Genomic DNA, 17,295 nt, shown 5'->3' on the forward strand with positions numbered 1-17,295 from the left:
TACAGGTGAATGCCTTGAAGCGCGGCGACCCCGATGGCCGGGGCCGCCGGCAATTCAGGCCGAATGCAACTGGTAGCGCACCGCATAACTGCTCAGACGCTGCTCCAGGGCCGCGCGGCGGGTGGCATCCAGGCCGGGCACATGGATATCCACCCGTTGCCCGTGGCGATCGTCGCTGACGGCTTCGACGCGGATACCCTCGGCAACCTGGCGCACCTCGTCTTCGAACACCCGGCGAATGGCGTCCAGGCGCAGGGCCGGCTTGAAGGTCTTGCCCACGGCCGTCAAGGGGATCTGCTCGAGCAGCCAGACGTCCTTGGGCAGCGCGGCCCGTTCGTGGATATGCCGCGCGGCGTGCTCCAGCAATTCGGCCGGGGCGGCGCTGGCGCCAGCCTTGAGCTGGACGTACACCACCGGCAGCTCGCCGGCCTTGATGTCCGGCTTGCCCACCGCCGCGGCCATGGCCACGGCCGGATGGCGGTGCAGGGCTTCTTCGATCATCTGCGGGTCGATATTGTGGCCGCCGCGGATGATCAGGTCCTTGCTGCGTCCGGTCAGCCAGATGTAGCCGTCCCGGTCGATGCGCCCCAGGTCACCGGTGTTGAACCAGCCGCCGTCGAGCCACAGGCCCTGGTTCTTGTCGGCTTGCAGATAACCCTTGAACACCGTCGGCCCGCGCAGGCAGACGTTGCCGGGTTCGTCGGTAGCGGCGTCGCGCAGGTAATGGCCGTCGTTGTCGAGCACGGCGATCTTGACCTCGCAGTACGGCAGGCGCAGGCCGATGGAGCCGGGGCGGCGCTCGCCGTCCTGGGGGTTGCAACTGGTGGCGCAGGTGCCTTCGGTGAGGCCGTAGCCTTCGATGATCTTCAGCCCCGAACGCGCTTCGAACTGACGGATCAGTTCCACCGGCATGGGCGCGGCGCCACACACGGCAAAACGCAGGCTGGAGACATCGATGCCGTCGTTGGGCACCTGCAGCAAGGCCGCATAGATGGTCGGTACGCCGCTGAAACAGCTGACCCGATAACGCTCCACCAACTGCCAGAAATCCTTGATCAGGGTCGGGTTGCGGTAGCCCTGGGGGCCGGCCAGTAGCACCCGGGCGCCGCGGTGGAAGGCGGACAGGCCGGTGACCATCACGCCGTTGACATGGAACAGCGGCAGCCCGCAGAGCAGCACATCGCTGCTGTCGTAGTCGCCGTGCAGGCTAATGATCTCGGCCATCGCCACTTCATTGAGGTGGCTGTGGGGCGCCAGTTTCGGCGTGCCGGTGGTGCCGCCGGTGTGGAAGTACGAGGCGATGTCGTCCGGCTGGATCGCCCGGCCGCTTTCCAGGTGGTCGGCGGGGCAGGCGGCCAGCAGGCTGTCGAAGTCCAGCACGTCTTCCGGCATCGCCGGGCGCTGGCTCTGGATCGCGCTGCGTTGCGGCTCGGGCAGCAGGTTGGCCAGGTCGATGGTGACGATGGCCTCCAGCTCCGGCAGTCGTTCGCGCAGGTTGGCGACCTTTTGCCAGAGGTCGGTACCGGGGAAGGGCGCCAGGGTCACCAGCACCGTGGTGCGCGAGGCGCGGACCAGTTCGGCGATGTGCGCAGGCTCCAGCAGCGGGTTGATGGCGTTGACGATCCCGGCGGCCTCGCCGCCCCAGATCACGTAATGGGTCTGCGGCAGGTTGGGCAACAGGAACGACACCGCCTTGCCCGGGCGGATGCCCAGCCGGTGCAGGGCGTTGGCGGTACGGGTGACCTGGGCGAACAACTCGGCGTAGCTGATGTTCCAGGGCTGGTCCTGGATGCTGCCCTGGGGCAGGAAGGTCAGGGCGGTGCGCTCGCCGAAACGGCTGGCCGAGCGTTGCAGCAGTTCATAGGTGCTGGCGGGAAGATTGCGCTGGGCCAGGGGCTGTTGTTGTTCGAGGGCTTGGATATCGCTGAGGCGGGCGAGGGAGATGGGCGCGGTCATGATCGTGTGGGTCTTCCTTCGGTAAGGTCTGCGAGGGAGTCATCAATCGATCCAGCCAATGGAAAACTGCCGCGGCCGGACGTCTGTCCGATATACCACGGGGGCGCTGAGGTCGGCTGTTGCTTTTTGTAGCGAGGCGGTGACAAACCCGCGGCTTGTCCCGGGAAGCCGGGCCCGCCAGAGGGCAGGCCCGGTGGCAGGCTCGGAGGTATGGCTCAGCGTTTCAGCGTGCGGGTCATGCGCAGCGCCAGCAGGCTGCCAGCGACGATGACACCGGCCAGCAGGTACAGCGCGGCATCGGTGGAGCCGGTGCTGTCCTTGACCCAGCCGACGATGTAGGGGCTGAGGAAACCGGCCATCTGGCCCATGGAGTTGATCAGCGCCAGGCCCCCCGCGGCGGCGCCGGCGCTGAGCAGCGCGGTCGGCACCGGCCAGAACATCGGCAGGCCGGTGAGGGCGCCCATGGTGGCAATGGTCAGGCCGAGGATGGCGATGGTCGGGTTGGCAGCGAAGTTGACCGCGATCACCAGGCCGATGGCGCCCATCAGCATTGGTACCACCAAATGCCAGCGGCGTTCCTGGCGCAGGTCGGCCGAGCGACCGACCATCAGCATGAACAGCGCCGCCAGCAGATAGGGAATGGCGCTGAGCCAGCCGATCACCAGGTTGTCGCTGAAGCCGAGGTTCTTGATGATCGACGGCAGCCAGAAGTTGATGGCGTACACGCCACTCTGGATGCAGAAGTAGATCAGGCCGAAAGCCCAGATGGCCGGGTTCTTGAACACCGCCGCCAGGGAGTCGCCGCTGGTGCGCGGCTTGCTCGCGGCGTCTTCGGCCTGGTCGGCTTCCAGCAGCGCACGTTCCTGCGGGCTCAGCCATTTGGCGTGGGCGAAGTTGTCATTGAGCAGGAAGTACGCCAGGACGCCGAGGATCACCGTGGGGATGCCCTGCAGCAGGAACATCCACTGCCAGCCGGCCATGCCACCCTGGCCCGCGGCGAAGTGGTTGAGGATCCAGCCGGAGAACGGGCTGCCGAGCAGGCCGGACACCGGGATCGCCGACATGAACAGGGCCATGATGCGCCCGCGGCGAAAGCTCGGGAACCACTGCGAGAGGTACAGCACCACGCCGGGGAAGAAGCCGGCTTCGGCGGCGCCGGTGAGCAGGCGCAGGCTGTAGAACTGGGTCGGGGTGGTGACGAACAGCAGGCAGGTCGACAGCGTGCCCCAGGCGATCATCATCAGCGCGATCCAGCGCCGCGGGCCGAACTTGTTCAGCGCCAGGTTGCTCGGCACGCCGCACAGCACGTAGCCGATGAAGAAGATCCCGGCACCGAGGCCGTAGACGGTTTCGCTGAACTTCAGGGCATCGAGCATCTGCAGCTTGGCAAAGCCGACGTTCACCCGGTCCAGGTAGTTGAACAGGTAGCAGATAAAGATGAAGGGGATCAGGCGCAGGGTGATGCGCTTGTAGACGGCGTTTTTATCGTCATCGGTGGCCAGGGTGGCAGCGGCGCTCTGTGACATGGCGTGTCTCTCTTTATTATGATTTTTTGCGATGCGAGGTTAACGTTGATCGCCCCGAGAGTCTCGGTCACCCCATGGGCCGCTGTCTTTGTGCCGGCGCACAGGCTTTGCCGGCATCCCCTGTGCCGGTGAACAAGCCTTTGTCATCGCCCCGAGCCCGCTTTCCTAGGAATACGCCGCTATGTTCGAACTGGATCACGACCTGGCGCAGGACATTGTCGACCGGACGATGGCCATCCTGCCCTACAACGTCAACGTCATGGACAGCCAGGGCCTGATCCTTGGCAGCGGCGAGCCCGAGCGCATCAATACCCGCCACGAAGGCGCGCAACTGGTGCTGGCCAACGGCCGGGTGGTGGAGATCGACGCGCAGACCGCCAAGCACCTCAAGGGCGTGCAACCGGGGATCAACCTGCCGCTGCTGCACGACCAGCGGTTGATCGGCGTGCTGGGCATCACCGGCGAGCCGGAACTGCTGCGCACCTATGCCGAGCTGGTGCGCATGACCGCCGAGATGCTGGTGGGCCAGCGCCACCAGCAGGCCGAACAGCAATGGCGCCGCCAGCGTTGCGACGACTTGCTGGCGCTGTTGCTCAGCGACAGTGGGGATTCGCCGCGGCTGGTGGACGAGGCGCAGCAGATGGGCCTCAAGCCGCAGTTGCCGCGCACGCCTTATCTGTTCGAACTGGGCCAGCCCCAGGAGGGCGGGGCGCAGACCGTCGAGGCCCTGAGTACCTGGCTGATGTCCCGTTACCCGGACAGCTGGTGCGTCAGCTCGGCCAAGTCCTCGTTGCTGTGGTGCCGGCCGGCGACCCTGAGCGTCGACAACCCACGGCTGCTGGAGAAACTCGACAGCCTGGGCTGGAACATCCTGCGCATCGCCGTGGGCGGCCAGGCCGACGGGCTGGCGGGGCTGCGCCGTTGCTACCGGCGGGTCGGCGACTTGCTCGCCTATGGCCGTGATGTGCTGCCCCAGTCGCGCTTGCTGACCCTCAATCGTTTCCGCCTGCCGGTGATGCTCTGGCGCCACCGCAATGACGATGCCCTGGACGAGTTGCTCAACCCCTTGCGCAAGGTCATCGCCAAGGATGCCAATGGCCAGCTGCTGGCGACCCTGCGCAGCTGGTGCGATCACGACGGCCAGAGCCAGGCCTGCGCCGACGCCCTGGGCATCCACCGCAACAGCCTGCGCTACCGCATGGAACGCATCGCCGAGCTCAGCGGCGTCGACCCGCTCAAGCTCGACGGCATGCTGGCGCTGTACCTGGGGGTGCAGTTGTTGCCGCAGACCGAGCCATCCCCGTTGTAATGCCAGGCCCTGTAGCCGCTGCCGTAGGCTGCGATCGGGGCAGCGCCCCGTGTCTATCGGTGTGGCGCGGTTCTGCGACCGCTGCGCGGTCGTGCGCAGCCTCGCCAGGGCTCGACAGCGGCTACAGACGCGGGCGATGCAGCTATTGTGAAAATGAACAATAAAGCCGCCCCACACTTGTGCAGCGGACCGGGGTCAAGGTCGCTGCCAACTGGCAGCATGGGCGCCATAAGAACCGGAGATAGCCCATGAAAATCATCATCGCCCCCGACTCCTTCAAGGACAGCCTGAGTGCCTCTGGCGTGGCCAGCGCCATCGCCGACGGCCTGGCGCGGGTGTGGCCGGACGCGCAGCTGATCCAGTGCCCGATGGCGGACGGCGGCGAAGGCACCGTGGAGTCGATCCTCGATGCCTGTGAGGGCCAGTTGCGTACCACCCGGGTCCAGGGACCGCTGGGCGCACCGGTGGAGGCGCGCTGGGGCTGGCTGCCGCAGAGCCACACCGCGATCATCGAAATGGCCGAGGCCAGTGGCCTGCAACTGGTGCCGCCGGGCCAGCGCGATGCCTGTACCAGCAGCACCCTCGGCACCGGCGAGCTGATCCGCGCGGCCCTGGATGCCGGCGCGCGGCGGGTGATCCTGGCCATCGGCGGCAGCGCCACCAACGACGCCGGCAGTGGTGCCTTGCAGGCGCTGGGCGTGCGCCTGCTGGATCGCGATGGCCAGGCCTTGCCCCTGGGCGGCCTGGCCCTGGCGCGGGTCGCGCGGGTCGACCTGAGCCACCTCGATCCACGCCTGGCCGAGGTGCGTTTCGAGATCGCCGCCGACGTCGACAACCCGCTCTGTGGTCCTCACGGCGCCTCGGCGATTTTCGGCCCGCAGAAGGGCGCGTCGCCGCAGCAGGTCGAACAACTGGACCGCGCCCTCGGCCAGTTCGCCGACCAGGCCGCGCGGGTGCTGGGCAAGGACGTGCGCGACGAACCGGGCAGCGGCGCCGCCGGTGGCCTGGGGTTCGCCGCCAAGGCGTTCCTCGGCGCGCGGTTTCGTCCAGGGGTGGAAGTGGTGGCCGAGCTGGTGGGGCTGGCCGAAGCCGTGCAGGGCGCGGACCTGGTGATTACCGGCGAAGGTCGCTTCGACGCCCAGACCCTGCGCGGCAAGACCCCCTTTGGCGTGGCGCGCATCGCCAAGCAGCACCAGGTGCCGGTGATCGTGATCGCCGGGACCCTGGGCGAGGGCTACGAGCAGATGTATGAGCACGGGGTGGATGCGGCCTTTGCCCTGGCCTCTGGCCCCATGACCCTGGAGCAGGCCTGTGCCGAGGCGCCGCGCTTGTTGCGCGACAGGGCGGCGGACATCGCCCGGGTCTGGCGCCTGGCGGCGCGCCAGGGTTGAGGCCATTGCGGGCGCAGACCTGTAGCCGCTGCCGAGCCCCGCGAGGCTGCGATCGACTGCGCAGCAGGCGCAAAACCTGTGATTGCTTTGGGTCTGGATAACCGCGTTGGCCCCGTTGCGGCCGCTGCGCGACCGATCGCAGCCTCGCGGGGCTCGGCAGCGGCTACAGGGGTTAGTAGACCCCGCCACCCGAGGTAGGCGTCGCCACCTCCTTGTACTGCCCCAGCAAGCCCTGCAAGCCCTTCATCAGCACCGTGGTATCCACTCCCACGGCGACGAAGTTCGCTCCCAGCTCGATATAGCGCTGCGCCAATGTCCGGTCGGCGCTGAGGATCCCGGCCGCCTTGCCGGCTTTGCGGATGCGCGCGATGGCGTCCTCGATCGCCGCGACCACCTCGGGATGCCCCGGGTTGCCGCGATGGCCCATGGCCGCCGAGAGGTCGGCCGGGCCGATAAACAAACCATCGACCCCGTCCAGGGCGGCGATGGCATCCAGGTTGGCCAGGCCTTCGAGGTTCTCGATCTGCAGCAGCAGGCACATCTGCTCATCGGCCTGGTCCAGGTAACCGGGGATGCTGTTCCAGCGCGAGGCCCGGGCCAGGGCGCTGCCGACACCACGGATGCCCGCGGGCGGATAACGCATGGCGCGTACCAGCTGCCGGGCCTGCTCGACGCTTTCGACCATGGGGATCAGCAGGGTCTGGGCGCCGATGTCCAGCAGTTGCTTGATCAGCGCGGTGTCGCCCACCGGCGGGCGAATGATGCCTTGCACCGGGTAGGGCGCGATGGCCTGCAACTGGCCGAGCAGGCTGTTGAGGTCATTGGGCGCGTGTTCGCCGTCCAGCAGCAGCCAGTCGAAACCGGCGTTGGCCGCCAGCTCCGCGCAATAGGCATTGGCCAGGCCCAGCCACAGGCCGATCTGCGGCGCGTCCTGGCGCAGGCGTTGCTTGAAATGATTGATCGGCAGTTGCATGAGCGTTCTCCTCAGACAAAACGGCAGGCGATGCTGCCGAGCTGATCGTAGTCGACGTGGAAGGTATCGCCGGGGCGGGCCGCCACCGGGCGGGTGAAGGAACCGCCGAGGATGATCTGCCCGGCCTCCAGGCCGACGTCGTAGGCCGCCAGTTTGTTGGCCAGCCAGGCCACGCCCTTGGCCGGATGGTTGAGTACCGCGGCGGACACCCCGGACTCCTCGATCACGCCGTTGCGATAGAGCACCGCCGGCACCTTGCGCAGGTCGATATCGTTGGGGCGCACCGCGCGGCCGCCCATGACCACCCCGGCATTGGCGGCGTTGTCGGAGATGGTGTCGAACACCTTGCGCGTAACCTGGGTTTGCGGGTCGACCTGCTGGATGCGCGCGTCGATGATCTCCAGGGCCGGGATCACCCATTCGGTGGCGTCGAGCACATCGAACAGCGTGCAGTTCGGGCCCTTGAGCGGCTTGCCGAGGATGAACGCCAGTTCCACCTCGACCCGCGGCACGATGAAGCGCTGGAACGGAATGTCGCTGCCTTCCTCGAACAGCATGTCGTCCAGCAGGGCGCCGAAGTCCGGTTCGCTGATGTTCGACGACACCTGCATGGCCCGCGAGGTCAGGCCGATCTTGTGCCCGACCAGCTTGCGCCCGGCGCGGATCTTGTGTTCCACCCAACTGCGCTGGATGGCGTAGGCGTCCTCGATAGTGATGCCGGGAAACTCCAGCGACAGCTGGGCGATCTGTTCCCGATTGCGTTCGGCGGCGTCGAGGCGGGCGGCGGCCTGCTGGATGTCCGAAAGGCTGAGCATGGTTATTTCTCCTGGGGATTGACGATAAGAGCTGGCACCCGCAATACCAGCCAGGCGCCGAAGGCGATCAGCAGGGCCAGGGCATACAGGGCGAGGCTGGCGCTCTGGGTGGCGTCGCGGACCACGCCGATCAGGTAGGGCGCGAGGAAGGCGGCGATGCTGCCGAAGGAGCTGATCAGGGCGATTCCCGCGGCCTGGGTGTTGCTGGCGAGAAAGGCCGGCGGCAGTTGCCAGAACATCGGCAGCGCGGCGCTGGCGCCCATGCCGGCCACCAGCAGCCCGGCCATCACCAGCCAGGCGTTGTCCGGGGCGACGCCTGCGACGATCAGGCCGAGGCTGGACATCAGCAGTGGCACGCCGAGGTGCCAGCGCCGTTCGCGCAGGCGGTCGGAGGAACGGCCGACACCGATCATGAACAGGCAGCCGGCCAGGTACGGTAGGGCGCTGAGCATGCCGACGCGGCTGTCGCGGGCGATGCCGGCGTGGTGGATCAGGGTCGGCATCCAGAAGGCGATGGTGTTGACCGCCAGCATCACCGCGAAATAGATGCACACCAGCAGCCAGATATGTTTGTCCTGGAGGATGCCGGCGAAGCGGGTGATCGGCTTGTGCTGTTCCTCCTCGCTCAGGGCCGCGTGCAGTTGCTGCTTTTGTGGGGCACTCAGCCAAGCGACGCTGTCGATGCTTTCCGGCAGCGCCTTGAGCACCACCAGGCCGAGCAGGACCACCGGCAGGCCTTCGATCAGGAACATCCATTGCCAGCCGCGCATCCCGCCCAGGTCGTGAAAGCTTTCGAGAATCCAGCCCGACAGCGGCCCACCGATCACCCCGGCCATGGGCACGGCGATGGCGAACAGCGCGGTCACCTGGCCGCGGCGGCTGGCCGGGAACCAGCGGTTGAGCAGCACCAGGATGCCGGGGAAAAACCCGGCCTCGGCCACCCCCAGCAGAAAGCGCAACAGGTAGAAGCCGGCGGCGTTGTCCACCAGCAGCATGGCACTGGACAGCAGGCCCCAGACCACCATCAAGGTGGCGATCCAGCGGCGCGGCCCGACCCGGTCCAAAGCCAGGTTGCTGGGCACGCCGAACAGCGCATAGGCGATGAAGAACAGGCCGGCGCCGAAGCCGTAGACGCTGTCGCTGAAGCCCAGGTCCTGGGTCATCTGCAACTTGGCGAAGCCGATGTTGATGCGGTCCAGGTGGGCGAAGATGTAGCAGGTGAACAGCAGGGGCATCAGCCGCCAGGTGATCCGGCGATAGGTGTCGTTGGTCTCCACCGCGCTGGGCAGGGCAAGGGTCGAGCTGGACATGGGCGGGTCTCTTTTATTGTTCTTGTCGATAGGGCACGGACTCTGTAGCCGCTGCCGAAGGCTGCGATCGGCCGGGACGGCCGCAGCGACTTCAAGCTCGCTGAAGGCCTTCGGCCTTATCGCAGCCTGCGGCAGCGGCTACAGGTCACGCTTGCCGCTTGAGAAACTCATGCACGTTGTTGTGCTTGAAGTTCAGCTCGGCATCCAGCTCGCTCATTTCGAACGACAGCGCCAGCAGGCGCTGGGCCTGGAGCTCGGCGAAGTGCGCCTTGATGATCTCGAACAGGTCCTCGGCGACCTTGCGTCTTGTCGCCAGGTCGCGCCCGGCGCCGACTTGCAGGCGCATATGGACGAAGGCGTAGTCGTGCTTGCCGTCGGCCATGCGCCAGGTGTCCAGGCGCACGCCGCGGCTGCGGATACCACCCAGCGGAAACACGCCGCTGGCCCCGAGGCAGTCATGGACCTTCTCGAACAGCCCTGGCAGGTCGGCGGCTTGCTCGATGTTGTCGGTGTATTCAGCGATGAAATGCGGCATAGGGGCCTCCTTTGGAGGCAGCGGCAAGCTACAAGCTGCAAGCGGCAAGATAACCCTCTTGCGGCTTGTGGCTTGCAGCTTGCCGCTGCTTCAAATCTCAAAAATGGCGTTGATCTGGCCGGTGCCGGAGCTGCCGAAAGGCGCGGTGACGATTTCCGCCGGCCGGTTGTATTCGGGGCCGCCGAGCAGGCCCAGGAGCATGGCGGTGTCGTGCATCCGGCCTTCGCCGAAGCAGTGCTCGGCGTAGTCCGGGAGCATCGAGCAGAACTCGCGAAAACGCCCCTGTTGCCACAGCTCGACCACTCGCAGGTCCATCTGTTTGTCGAACTCGCGGGTCCAGTTGTGGATGTTGGCTTCGGCCTCGCGGTCGTCGGAGAAACGGTGCGACAAGGAGCCTGAGGCCAGCACCAGGACCTTGCGGTCGCTCTTCTCGATGGCCCGGCGCACCGCGGCGCCGAAGGTGAAACTGTCTTCGAGCTTGTGCCAGGCACACCAGGCGGCGATGGAAATTACCTTGAAATGCTGCTCCGGCGGTACGTCCATGTGCATGTAGCGCATCGGCACCAGGGTGCCGTACTCCAGCTCCAGGCTGGGGATGTTGTGGGCGAGGGTGCGCACATCGGCGGCATTGGCTTGGGCGGCAATCAGCTCGCCCAGTTCCGGGCAGCCGTGGTAGTCGTAGTCCATGTTCTTGATGAAGTGCGGCAGTTCGTTGCTGGTGTAGGTGCCCTTGAAGTGCTCGCCGCAGTTGATGTGGTAACCGCTGTTGACCAGCCAGTGCACGTCGAACACCACCGCGGTGTCGGCCCCCAGCTCACGGGCGCGACGGGCGATTTCCTTGTGCCCGGCGATCGCTGCTTCACGACAGCCGTGGTGCTTGCCCGGCAGTTCGGACAGGTACATCGATGGAACGTGGCAGACCTTGGCGGCCATGACGACTTCGCCCATGGTGCTTCTCCTGAAACATCTTATTGTTCGGCCCGTAGCCGCTGCCGCAGGCTGCGATAAGTCCCGCAGGGACTTCAAAGAGCGGCGTCTCGTTCCGAGACGAGCGCAGCCTTCGGCAGCGGCTACAGGATCTCAAAACCTTACACGCCCCAGCGCGGGATGTGGTGGCTGCCCATGGAGATACAAATGTTCTTGATCTCGGCAAACACCTCGAAGCTGTACTCGCCGCCTTCGCGGCCGGTGCCGGAGCCCTTGACCCCACCGAAAGGCTGGCGCAGGTCGCGCACGTTCTGGCTGTTGATGAACACCATGCCGGCCTCAATGCCACGGGCCAGGCGATGGGCCTTGCCGATGTCCTGGGTCCAGATATAGGAGGCCAGGCCGTACTCGGTGTCGTTGGCCAGTCGCAGGGCCTCGGCCTCGTCCTTGAACGGGATCAGGCAGACCACCGGGCCGAAGATCTCTTCCTGGGCGATGCGCATCTGGTTATCGACGTCGGCGAACACCGTCGGCTGGATGAACTGGCCACGGCCCAGGTGCGCCGGCAGGTTGGCCGGGCGCTCCAGGCCACCGGCGAGCAGGGTGGCGCCTTCTTCGATGCCGATGCGGATATAGCCGGTGACCTTGTCGTAGTGGGCCTGGGTGATCATCGAGCCGACCTGGGTCTTCGGGTCCTGCGGGTCACCGACAATCAGGCGCTTGGCGCGGGCGGCGAACTCGGCGACGAACTGCGGGTACACGCTTTCCTGGACGAAGATCCGGCTGCCGGCGGTGCAGCGTTCGCCGTTGAGCGAGAAGATGGTGAACAGCGCCGCATCCAGGGCGCGCTCCAGGTCGGCGTCTTCGAAGATCAGCACCGGCGACTTGCCGCCCAGTTCCATGGAGTACTTTTTCAGCCCCGCGGTCTGCATGATCTTCTTGCCGGTGGCGGTGCCGCCGGTGAAGGAAATGGCCCGCACGTCCGGGTGGCGCACCAGGGCATCGCCGGCGGTGGCGCCGTAGCCCTGGACGATGTTCAGCACACCATTGGGAATGCCGGCTTCGACCGCCAGGCGCCCCAGTTCGTTGGCGGTCAGCGGCGACAGCTCGGACATCTTCAGCACCGCCGTGTTGCCCAGCGCCAGGCACGGCGCGGTCTTCCAGGTGGCGGTCATGAACGGCACGTTCCACGGCGACACCAGCGCGCAGACGCCGACCGGCTGGTACAGGGTGTAGTTGAGCATCTGGTCGTCCACCGGATAGCTGTGGCCATCCATGCGGGTGCAGACCTCGGCGAAGAAGTCGAAGTTGTGCGAGGCGCGCGGGATCAGCACGTTCTTGGTCTGGTGGATCGGCAGGCCGGTGTCGAGGGTTTCCAGCTCCGCCAGGTGCGGCACGTTCCGGTCGATCAGCTCGCCCAGCTTGCGCATCAGCCGCGCCCGTTCCTTGGCCGGGGTGTTGGCCCATTTCGGAAAGGCTTCCTTGGCCGCCGCGACCGCCTGGGCGATTTCCCCGGCGCCGCCGCTGGCCACTTCACCGATGGCCTCGCCGGTGGCCGGGTTGTAGTTGACGAAGGTGTCTTGGCTTTCGACCTCGCGGCCGTTGATCCAGTGTTTGATCATTTATGCGTGCTCCTTGGCCGCCAGTTGCGTGTCGTGTTGTGCCTTGATCCTGAAGAACTCCGCCTCGCTGACGATGCGGTTGACCAGCCGGCCGACGCCTTCGACTTCTACCACCACTTCGTCGCCGGGCACCACGTCGGACAGGCCTTCCGGGGTGCCGGTAGCGATCATGTCGCCCGGTTGCAGGGTCATGAAGCTGGACAGGTATTCGATCAGGTAGGGGATGTCGAAGATCATGTCGCAAGTGCTGCCTTCCTGGCGCAACTCACCGTTGACCCAGGTGCGCAGCTTCAGCCGGTTCGGCTCGGGCACGTCGGCGACGTCGACTATCCACGGCCCGACCGGGGTGGTGGCGTCGCGGTTCTTCACCCGCAGGTTGGGCCGGTAGTAGTTTTCCAGGTAGTCGCGGATCGCGTAGTCGTTGCACACCGTGTAGCCGGCCAGGTAATCCAGGGCGTCCTCGCGCTTGACGTTGCGCGCGGTCTTGCCGATCACCGCCACCAGTTCGCACTCATAGTGCATGTAGGCGACGTTGTCCGGGCGCCAGGTGACCTGGTTGTGGCCGGTGTAGGTGCCGGGGGACTTGATGAATACCAGCGGCTCGGTCGGCGGCTTGAAGGCCAGTTCGGCGGCGTGGTCGGCGTAGTTCAGGCCCAGGGCGAACATGCTGCCGGTGGCCGGTGGCAGCCACTCGACCTGATCCTCGGCGAGCACGCGGCCATCGGCCAGTTTCACGCTGTTGGGCGCGTTGACCACGACCTCGTGGACCTGGCCTTGATAACGGATGCGGGCGTGTTTCATGGCAGCTCCTTATTCGGCGGCTACTTCGGCGGCTATTTCTTCCGCGACAACGTGATTGGCGAGACGGCCCAGGCCGCTGATCTCCACTTCGATGCGGTCGCCGGGCTTGACGTCGACCCGGCCTTCGGGGGTGCCGGTGATCAGCACGTCGCCCTCATGCAGGGTCATGAACTCGCTGAGTTCGGCGATCAATTGCGGTATGCCGCGCACGAAGTTGGCGGTGCTGTTGCGTTGCAGCAGTTCACCGTTGACCCACAGTTTCAATTCCAGATCATGGGGATCGCGCACCTGGGCCGCGGGCACCAGTTCCGGGCCGAAGGCGCAGAAACCGTCGCGGCCCTTGGCTTTGACGGCGGGGCGGTAGTAGCTGTCTTCCGGCAGGCTGAACTCGTTGACGATGGTGTAGCCGGCCACGTGCTGCAGGGCGTTTTCCACGCTGACCCGGCTGGTGCTCTTGCCGATCACCACGCCCAGCGCCGGGCCGGGTTGCAGGCGCTCGACGCCTTGCGGATAGATCACGGCGCCGCCGTGGACATTGCGCGTGTTGGGGGTCTTGATGAACAGCACCGGCTTGACCGGTGGCTTCTGGTAGGGCGGCTGGGTGAAGGATTCCAGGTGGCTGCGCAACAGGCCCTGGTAGTTCAGCGCGACGCCGAACAGGGTGCCGGTGGCGACTTCATGCAGTGCACGGCTCATTGTGGTGTTCTCCTGAGCATCGCGGAAGACGAGGTGATTTCGTTAATGTGTTAACGTTATATTTAATATGTTAACGATCGTCAAGCGCCGGCCAGGAGCCGATCACCAACTGTCTGCCCCGTACTGGTGAACAGGCCGCGAATCACGCAGGATGTGGGCGCTTGCCGCAGGTAAAAAATAAAAGCGCCGCGGGCGAAAATAAAAAGCACCGCGAGCGAAAAAAGAGACATGCCACCATGAGCGATCGCCAGCCGATCCCCAATATCAACATCGGCCAGGTCTACGACCAGCGCTACGCCGACTCGCAGGTGCATTACGACAAGCTGAGCAACCTGGCCGGGTTCTTCGGCCGCAACATGCCGGTGCACCGCCACGACCGGTTTTTCCAGGTGCACTACGTGAAAAGCGGCGCGGTGCGGGTCTACCTCGACGACCAGCAATACCTGGAATCGGGGCCGATGTTTTTCCTCACGCCGCCGACCATTGCCCATTCCTTCGTCACCGAGGCCGACAGTGAAGGCCACGTACTGACCGTGCGCCAGCAGCTGGTGTGGGAGCTGATCGAAGCCGACAGCCGTCTCGCCAGCGGCCCCCAGGTGGCGCCGGCCTGCGTGGCCCTGGCGCGCCTGGACCCGGGGTTCGCCGGCGAGGCGCGGCGCCTGGCGCTGCTGTTCGATGAGTTGCAGGAGGAAGTCGCCGGGCAGGGCGCCGGGCACGCGCCGGCGCTGGAGGCCCTGACCCGGTTGATCCTGATCAGCCTGCTCAGGCTTTCGGCCAATTCCCTCAAGGCCCGCCCGGCGCGGCATGAAGACCTGCACATCTTCCATCGCTTCAACGAACTGATCGAAGCCTGCTATCTGGAGCATTGGCCGCTGTCGCGCTATGCCGGGCAGATCGGCGTCACCGAGGCGCGTCTCAACGATGTCTGCCGGCGCATCGCCGACCTGCCGTCGAAACGCCTGGTGTACGAGCGCCTGATGCAGGAGTCCAAGCGCCTGCTGCTGTTCACCGCCAGTTCGGTGAACGAAATCTGCTACCAACTGGGGTTCAAGGACCCGGCGTATTTCAGCCGGTTCTTCCAGCGCTACGCGAAGATGACGCCGGGGGAATACCGGGCGCGCCAGGGCGCGGCGAAACCCTCGTCCTGAGGGCAAAAAAGCTGGGAGCGCCAGCGCGCTGCGTGGGACAATCGGCGCTTTTACCCGACAAGGAAAGTCCCATGTTGCAGCGCACCCTGATGGTTCTTTTGCTGACCGCCAGCGCCGCCCAGGCGCTGGCGCAGAGCGCCGCGGAAAAGGTGCCGTTGCTGCGCCAGACCAAGGAATGGATCACCGGCTGCGACAACCTGCGCAGTTGCCACGCCCTGAGCGCGCCCAACGGTGAGCACGGTGTGCAGTACAGCAGCCTGACCCTGCATATCCAGCGTCGCGCCGGCCCCGACGGCCCGCTGGAAATACGCCTGGACCAGCGCGGCGACCCCGCCGAGCTGACTGCCTTGCGCCTCGACGGCCAAGCGCTGGAGCCGCAACTGCTGGATGCCCTGGTGCTGTTGCCGGAGAAGAAGGGCGCGCAGATCCAGGTCACCCGCTATGAAATCGCCGACCCGGCCCGGGCCCGCCAGTGGCTGGAACGCCTGCGCAATGCCGAGGAACTGAAGCTGGAGGGGAACGACGAAGCCCGGGTGCCATTGTCCGGGTTGTCGGCGGCGCTGCTGCTGATGGACTCGGTACAGGGCCGGGTCGATGGCGTGACGGCGCTGTGGCGGCCAGGCCAGCGTCCGGCCAGCGAGGTGCCGGCGCGGCCGCTGCCGGCGCAGCTGCGGGCTTATCCGGGGGCACCGGAACTGACGGAGGCGCAGCGCACGCGGATCTCGGCGGCCGCGGTGAAATTCGCCGCGCCAGGCACGCCCAACGACGATGAAGACTTTGTGGCCGAGCCCCAGGTCGAGGTCTATCCGCTGACCGCGCAGCGGGCGTTGACGGTGGTGCTGAGCGACTGCGCGGCCTACAACTGCGACTACCTGATCAGCAGCTGGTCGCGCGGTAACCCGCCGCAGCTCGAGGAATTGCGCCGGCAAGCCTTGCCCATGAACAACGCGGACGGCTCGGGCGGCGCCCACTACGACCCCAAGACCGGGATGCTGACCACCTTCTATCTGGCGCGCGGCATCGGCGACTGCGGTGAAACCGGGCGCTGGCTGTTCGACGGTGAAAGCTTCCAGCTCAGCGATTACCGGCAGATGCCGACCTGCAATGGCTTGTCCTCCGAAGACTGGCCGCGGCTGTGGAACATCGCGCCGCCAGCCAACCGCTGAGGCGTTTCAGGCCAGGCCTGGATGGCGGCGCGCGAACTTCTGCTCCAGCACGGTCTTGCTCCATTGCGCCGCCGGCTGTTCCTCCACCAGTTGGAAGCCGAAGGCTTCGTACAGGTGCCGGGCGGCGTCCAGGCCGCTGAAGGTCCATAGATAGCAGGAGGTTGCCCGCACCCGGTCGCAATGCTCCAGCGCCGCCTTGAGCAGCAGGCGACCGGTGCCGGTGCCACGGGTCGCCTCGTCGAGGATAAACCAGCGCAGATGGGCGACTCTGTCGGCCTGAGGGCGATCCGCGGTGTCGCCGAGGTCGATGGCGATCGAGCCGACGATCTGCTCGTCCAGCACCGCCAGCCAGACGCCGTTATCGGGGTTGTCCAGGCGCTCGCTGAACTCCGCCAGACCCGCCGCGACGCGCTGTTCAAAGAACTGCCCGAAACCCACCAGGCGTGAGTAGTAGTGCGCATGCAGCTCGGTGATGCGGCCGATCATGCCCGGCCGATAGCCACGGAGCACGGTCGGGGTGGCCGCGGCGATCTGCGCATGGCCCAGGCGGCAGGCCTGCAGCGCCTGGCCATAACTGCGCAGTCCGGCGACTACCTGGCTTTGCTCGCGGGGCGCCAGCAAGCGCAGCGCCTGTTGCACCTGGGCGCTGCCGAAGGCATGGAGCGTGGCGACCTGTTTGCGCCCGCTGGCGGTCAGGCCCAGGTGCTTTTCCCGGGCATCGGTGGGGCTGGGGCTTTCCTGGATATCGCCGCGCTCGATGAGCTTGCCCAGCAGGCGGCTGACCGAGGACTTTTCCAAATTCAGGGTCTTGCCCAACTGGGCGGCGGTGAGCGGGGCGTGCAGGTCGAGTTCGATCAGCGCATGCACCGCCGAGGGCGGCAGATCGGAGCCGGCCAGGGTGGCGCCCATAAAGCCCAGCTCGCGCACCAGTTTGCGCGATTCATTGCGGATCTGATCCACCAGCGGCGAAGGGGAGGACATGGCGAGGCTCCATATATTGTTGTATCGTGCAACTATATGTCTGCCCGATGGCAAAATCCATAGGGACGCGGGCGCCTGGGTCAACACCGATCAGTCAAGCGCAGGTGATCCCCTGTAGGAGCGAAGCTTGCTCGCGATA

General features: G+C 66.2%; 15 protein-coding genes. 4 read left to right on the forward strand and 11 right to left on the reverse strand.

All coding sequences use genetic code 11. The annotated features are described in order from the left end of the window. Window positions 1–54: 54 nt before the first annotated feature. Window positions 55–1,956 (reverse strand): acyl-CoA synthetase, encoded by a 1,902-nt coding sequence (locus J4E58_RS07330; RefSeq protein WP_087090573.1) that lies wholly within the window; start codon window positions 1,954–1,956, stop codon window positions 55–57. A gap of 215 nt (window positions 1,957–2,171) precedes the next feature. Beyond that, window positions 2,172–3,482, reverse strand: a complete 1,311-nt coding sequence (locus J4E58_RS07335; RefSeq protein WP_087090575.1) for an MFS transporter — start codon at window positions 3,480–3,482, stop codon at window positions 2,172–2,174. 181 nt (window positions 3,483–3,663) lie between these two features. On the opposite strand from J4E58_RS07335, the gene J4E58_RS07340 reads away from it, so the two are divergent. Beyond that, complete coding sequence (locus J4E58_RS07340; RefSeq protein WP_087090577.1) at window positions 3,664–4,791, forward strand: sugar diacid recognition domain-containing protein; 1,128 nt, start codon at window positions 3,664–3,666, stop codon at window positions 4,789–4,791. 248 nt (window positions 4,792–5,039) lie between these two features. Next, window positions 5,040–6,182: a glycerate kinase gene (locus tag J4E58_RS07345; RefSeq protein ID WP_087090579.1), complete on the forward strand. Its 1,143-nt coding sequence runs from the start codon at window positions 5,040–5,042 to the stop codon at window positions 6,180–6,182. A 172-nt stretch (window positions 6,183–6,354) separates the two neighbouring features. Here the strand turns inward: J4E58_RS07345 and hpaI are convergent, their stop codons facing one another. The 8 genes from hpaI to J4E58_RS07385 all read right to left on the reverse strand — a co-directional run bounded on the left by hpaI (window position 6,355) and on the right by J4E58_RS07385 (window position 13,861). Beyond that, window positions 6,355–7,155 (reverse strand): 4-hydroxy-2-oxoheptanedioate aldolase, encoded by an 801-nt coding sequence (gene hpaI / locus J4E58_RS07350; protein ID WP_087090581.1) that lies wholly within the window; start codon window positions 7,153–7,155, stop codon window positions 6,355–6,357. An 11-nt stretch (window positions 7,156–7,166) separates the two neighbouring features. Continuing rightward, window positions 7,167–7,970 carry a 2-oxo-hept-4-ene-1,7-dioate hydratase gene (gene hpaH / locus J4E58_RS07355; protein ID WP_087090583.1) on the reverse strand — a complete coding sequence of 268 codons (804 nt, stop codon included), beginning with the start codon at window positions 7,968–7,970 and terminating at the stop codon, window positions 7,167–7,169. Window positions 7,971–7,972: 2 nt separating this feature from the next. Then, complete coding sequence (locus tag J4E58_RS07360; RefSeq protein ID WP_087090585.1) at window positions 7,973–9,280, reverse strand: MFS transporter; 1,308 nt, start codon at window positions 9,278–9,280, stop codon at window positions 7,973–7,975. Between the two features lie 145 nt (window positions 9,281–9,425). Beyond that, window positions 9,426–9,815, reverse strand: coding sequence for a 5-carboxymethyl-2-hydroxymuconate Delta-isomerase (locus J4E58_RS07365; RefSeq protein ID WP_087090587.1), 390 nt, complete (start codon window positions 9,813–9,815; stop codon window positions 9,426–9,428). Window positions 9,816–9,905: 90 nt separating this feature from the next. Beyond that, the gene (gene hpaD, locus J4E58_RS07370; RefSeq protein ID WP_087090589.1) at window positions 9,906–10,763 is read right to left on the reverse strand and encodes a 3,4-dihydroxyphenylacetate 2,3-dioxygenase; all 858 of its coding nucleotides are present in this window, start codon (window positions 10,761–10,763) and stop codon (window positions 9,906–9,908) included. A 140-nt stretch (window positions 10,764–10,903) separates the two neighbouring features. After that, entirely contained in the window at window positions 10,904–12,364 is a 1,461-nt protein-coding gene (hpaE, locus tag J4E58_RS07375) for a 5-carboxymethyl-2-hydroxymuconate semialdehyde dehydrogenase (protein ID WP_087090591.1), read from the reverse strand. After that, entirely contained in the window at window positions 12,365–13,165 is an 801-nt protein-coding gene (locus J4E58_RS07380) for a fumarylacetoacetate hydrolase family protein (protein ID WP_007923540.1), read from the reverse strand. A gap of 9 nt (window positions 13,166–13,174) precedes the next feature. Further along, window positions 13,175–13,861 carry a fumarylacetoacetate hydrolase family protein gene (locus J4E58_RS07385; RefSeq protein WP_087090594.1) on the reverse strand — a complete coding sequence of 229 codons (687 nt, stop codon included), beginning with the start codon at window positions 13,859–13,861 and terminating at the stop codon, window positions 13,175–13,177. 236 nt (window positions 13,862–14,097) lie between these two features. Here J4E58_RS07385 and hpaA point away from each other — a divergent pair, with 236 nt between their 5' ends. Then, on the forward strand, window positions 14,098–15,009 hold the full coding sequence (hpaA, locus tag J4E58_RS07390; protein ID WP_087090596.1) for a 4-hydroxyphenylacetate catabolism regulatory protein HpaA: 912 nt from the start codon (window positions 14,098–14,100) through the stop codon (window positions 15,007–15,009). A gap of 71 nt (window positions 15,010–15,080) precedes the next feature. Continuing rightward, window positions 15,081–16,175 (forward strand): DUF1176 domain-containing protein, encoded by a 1,095-nt coding sequence (locus J4E58_RS07395; RefSeq protein WP_087090598.1) that lies wholly within the window; start codon window positions 15,081–15,083, stop codon window positions 16,173–16,175. 6 nt (window positions 16,176–16,181) lie between these two features. On the opposite strand, the gene J4E58_RS07400 is transcribed toward J4E58_RS07395, so the two are convergent. Continuing rightward, the gene (locus tag J4E58_RS07400; RefSeq protein ID WP_087090600.1) at window positions 16,182–17,156 is read right to left on the reverse strand and encodes a helix-turn-helix domain-containing GNAT family N-acetyltransferase; all 975 of its coding nucleotides are present in this window, start codon (window positions 17,154–17,156) and stop codon (window positions 16,182–16,184) included. Between the last annotated feature and the right edge of the window lie 139 nt (window positions 17,157–17,295).

This window comes from Pseudomonas sp. FW305-25 (assembly GCF_017351415.1).
GTDB classification, from domain to species: domain Bacteria; phylum Pseudomonadota; class Gammaproteobacteria; order Pseudomonadales; family Pseudomonadaceae; genus Aquipseudomonas; species Aquipseudomonas chlororaphis.

What these genes read in the sequence shown, in the direction of transcription:
- J4E58_RS07335 (WP_087090575.1), bottom strand. Translation starts at nt 3,482, where the DNA reads ATGTCACAGAGCGCCGCTGCCACCCTGGCCACCGATGACGATAAAAAC.
- J4E58_RS07385 (WP_087090594.1), bottom strand. Translation starts at nt 13,861, where the DNA reads ATGAGCCGTGCACTGCATGAAGTCGCCACCGGCACCCTGTTCGGCGTC.
- hpaA (WP_087090596.1), top strand. Translation starts at nt 14,098, where the DNA reads ATGAGCGATCGCCAGCCGATCCCCAATATCAACATCGGCCAGGTCTAC.
- J4E58_RS07380 (WP_007923540.1), bottom strand. Translation starts at nt 13,165, where the DNA reads ATGAAACACGCCCGCATCCGTTATCAAGGCCAGGTCCACGAGGTCGTG.
- J4E58_RS07365 (WP_087090587.1), bottom strand. Translation starts at nt 9,815, where the DNA reads ATGCCGCATTTCATCGCTGAATACACCGACAACATCGAGCAAGCCGCC.
- hpaE (WP_087090591.1), bottom strand. Translation starts at nt 12,364, where the DNA reads ATGATCAAACACTGGATCAACGGCCGCGAGGTCGAAAGCCAAGACACC.
- J4E58_RS07360 (WP_087090585.1), bottom strand. Translation starts at nt 9,280, where the DNA reads ATGTCCAGCTCGACCCTTGCCCTGCCCAGCGCGGTGGAGACCAACGAC.
- J4E58_RS07340 (WP_087090577.1), top strand. Translation starts at nt 3,664, where the DNA reads ATGTTCGAACTGGATCACGACCTGGCGCAGGACATTGTCGACCGGACG.
- J4E58_RS07345 (WP_087090579.1), top strand. Translation starts at nt 5,040, where the DNA reads ATGAAAATCATCATCGCCCCCGACTCCTTCAAGGACAGCCTGAGTGCC.
- J4E58_RS07395 (WP_087090598.1), top strand. Translation starts at nt 15,081, where the DNA reads ATGTTGCAGCGCACCCTGATGGTTCTTTTGCTGACCGCCAGCGCCGCC.
- J4E58_RS07330 (WP_087090573.1), bottom strand. Translation starts at nt 1,956, where the DNA reads ATGACCGCGCCCATCTCCCTCGCCCGCCTCAGCGATATCCAAGCCCTC.
- J4E58_RS07400 (WP_087090600.1), bottom strand. Translation starts at nt 17,156, where the DNA reads ATGTCCTCCCCTTCGCCGCTGGTGGATCAGATCCGCAATGAATCGCGC.
- hpaH (WP_087090583.1), bottom strand. Translation starts at nt 7,970, where the DNA reads ATGCTCAGCCTTTCGGACATCCAGCAGGCCGCCGCCCGCCTCGACGCC.
- hpaD (WP_087090589.1), bottom strand. Translation starts at nt 10,763, where the DNA reads ATGGGCGAAGTCGTCATGGCCGCCAAGGTCTGCCACGTTCCATCGATG.
- hpaI (WP_087090581.1), bottom strand. Translation starts at nt 7,155, where the DNA reads ATGCAACTGCCGATCAATCATTTCAAGCAACGCCTGCGCCAGGACGCG.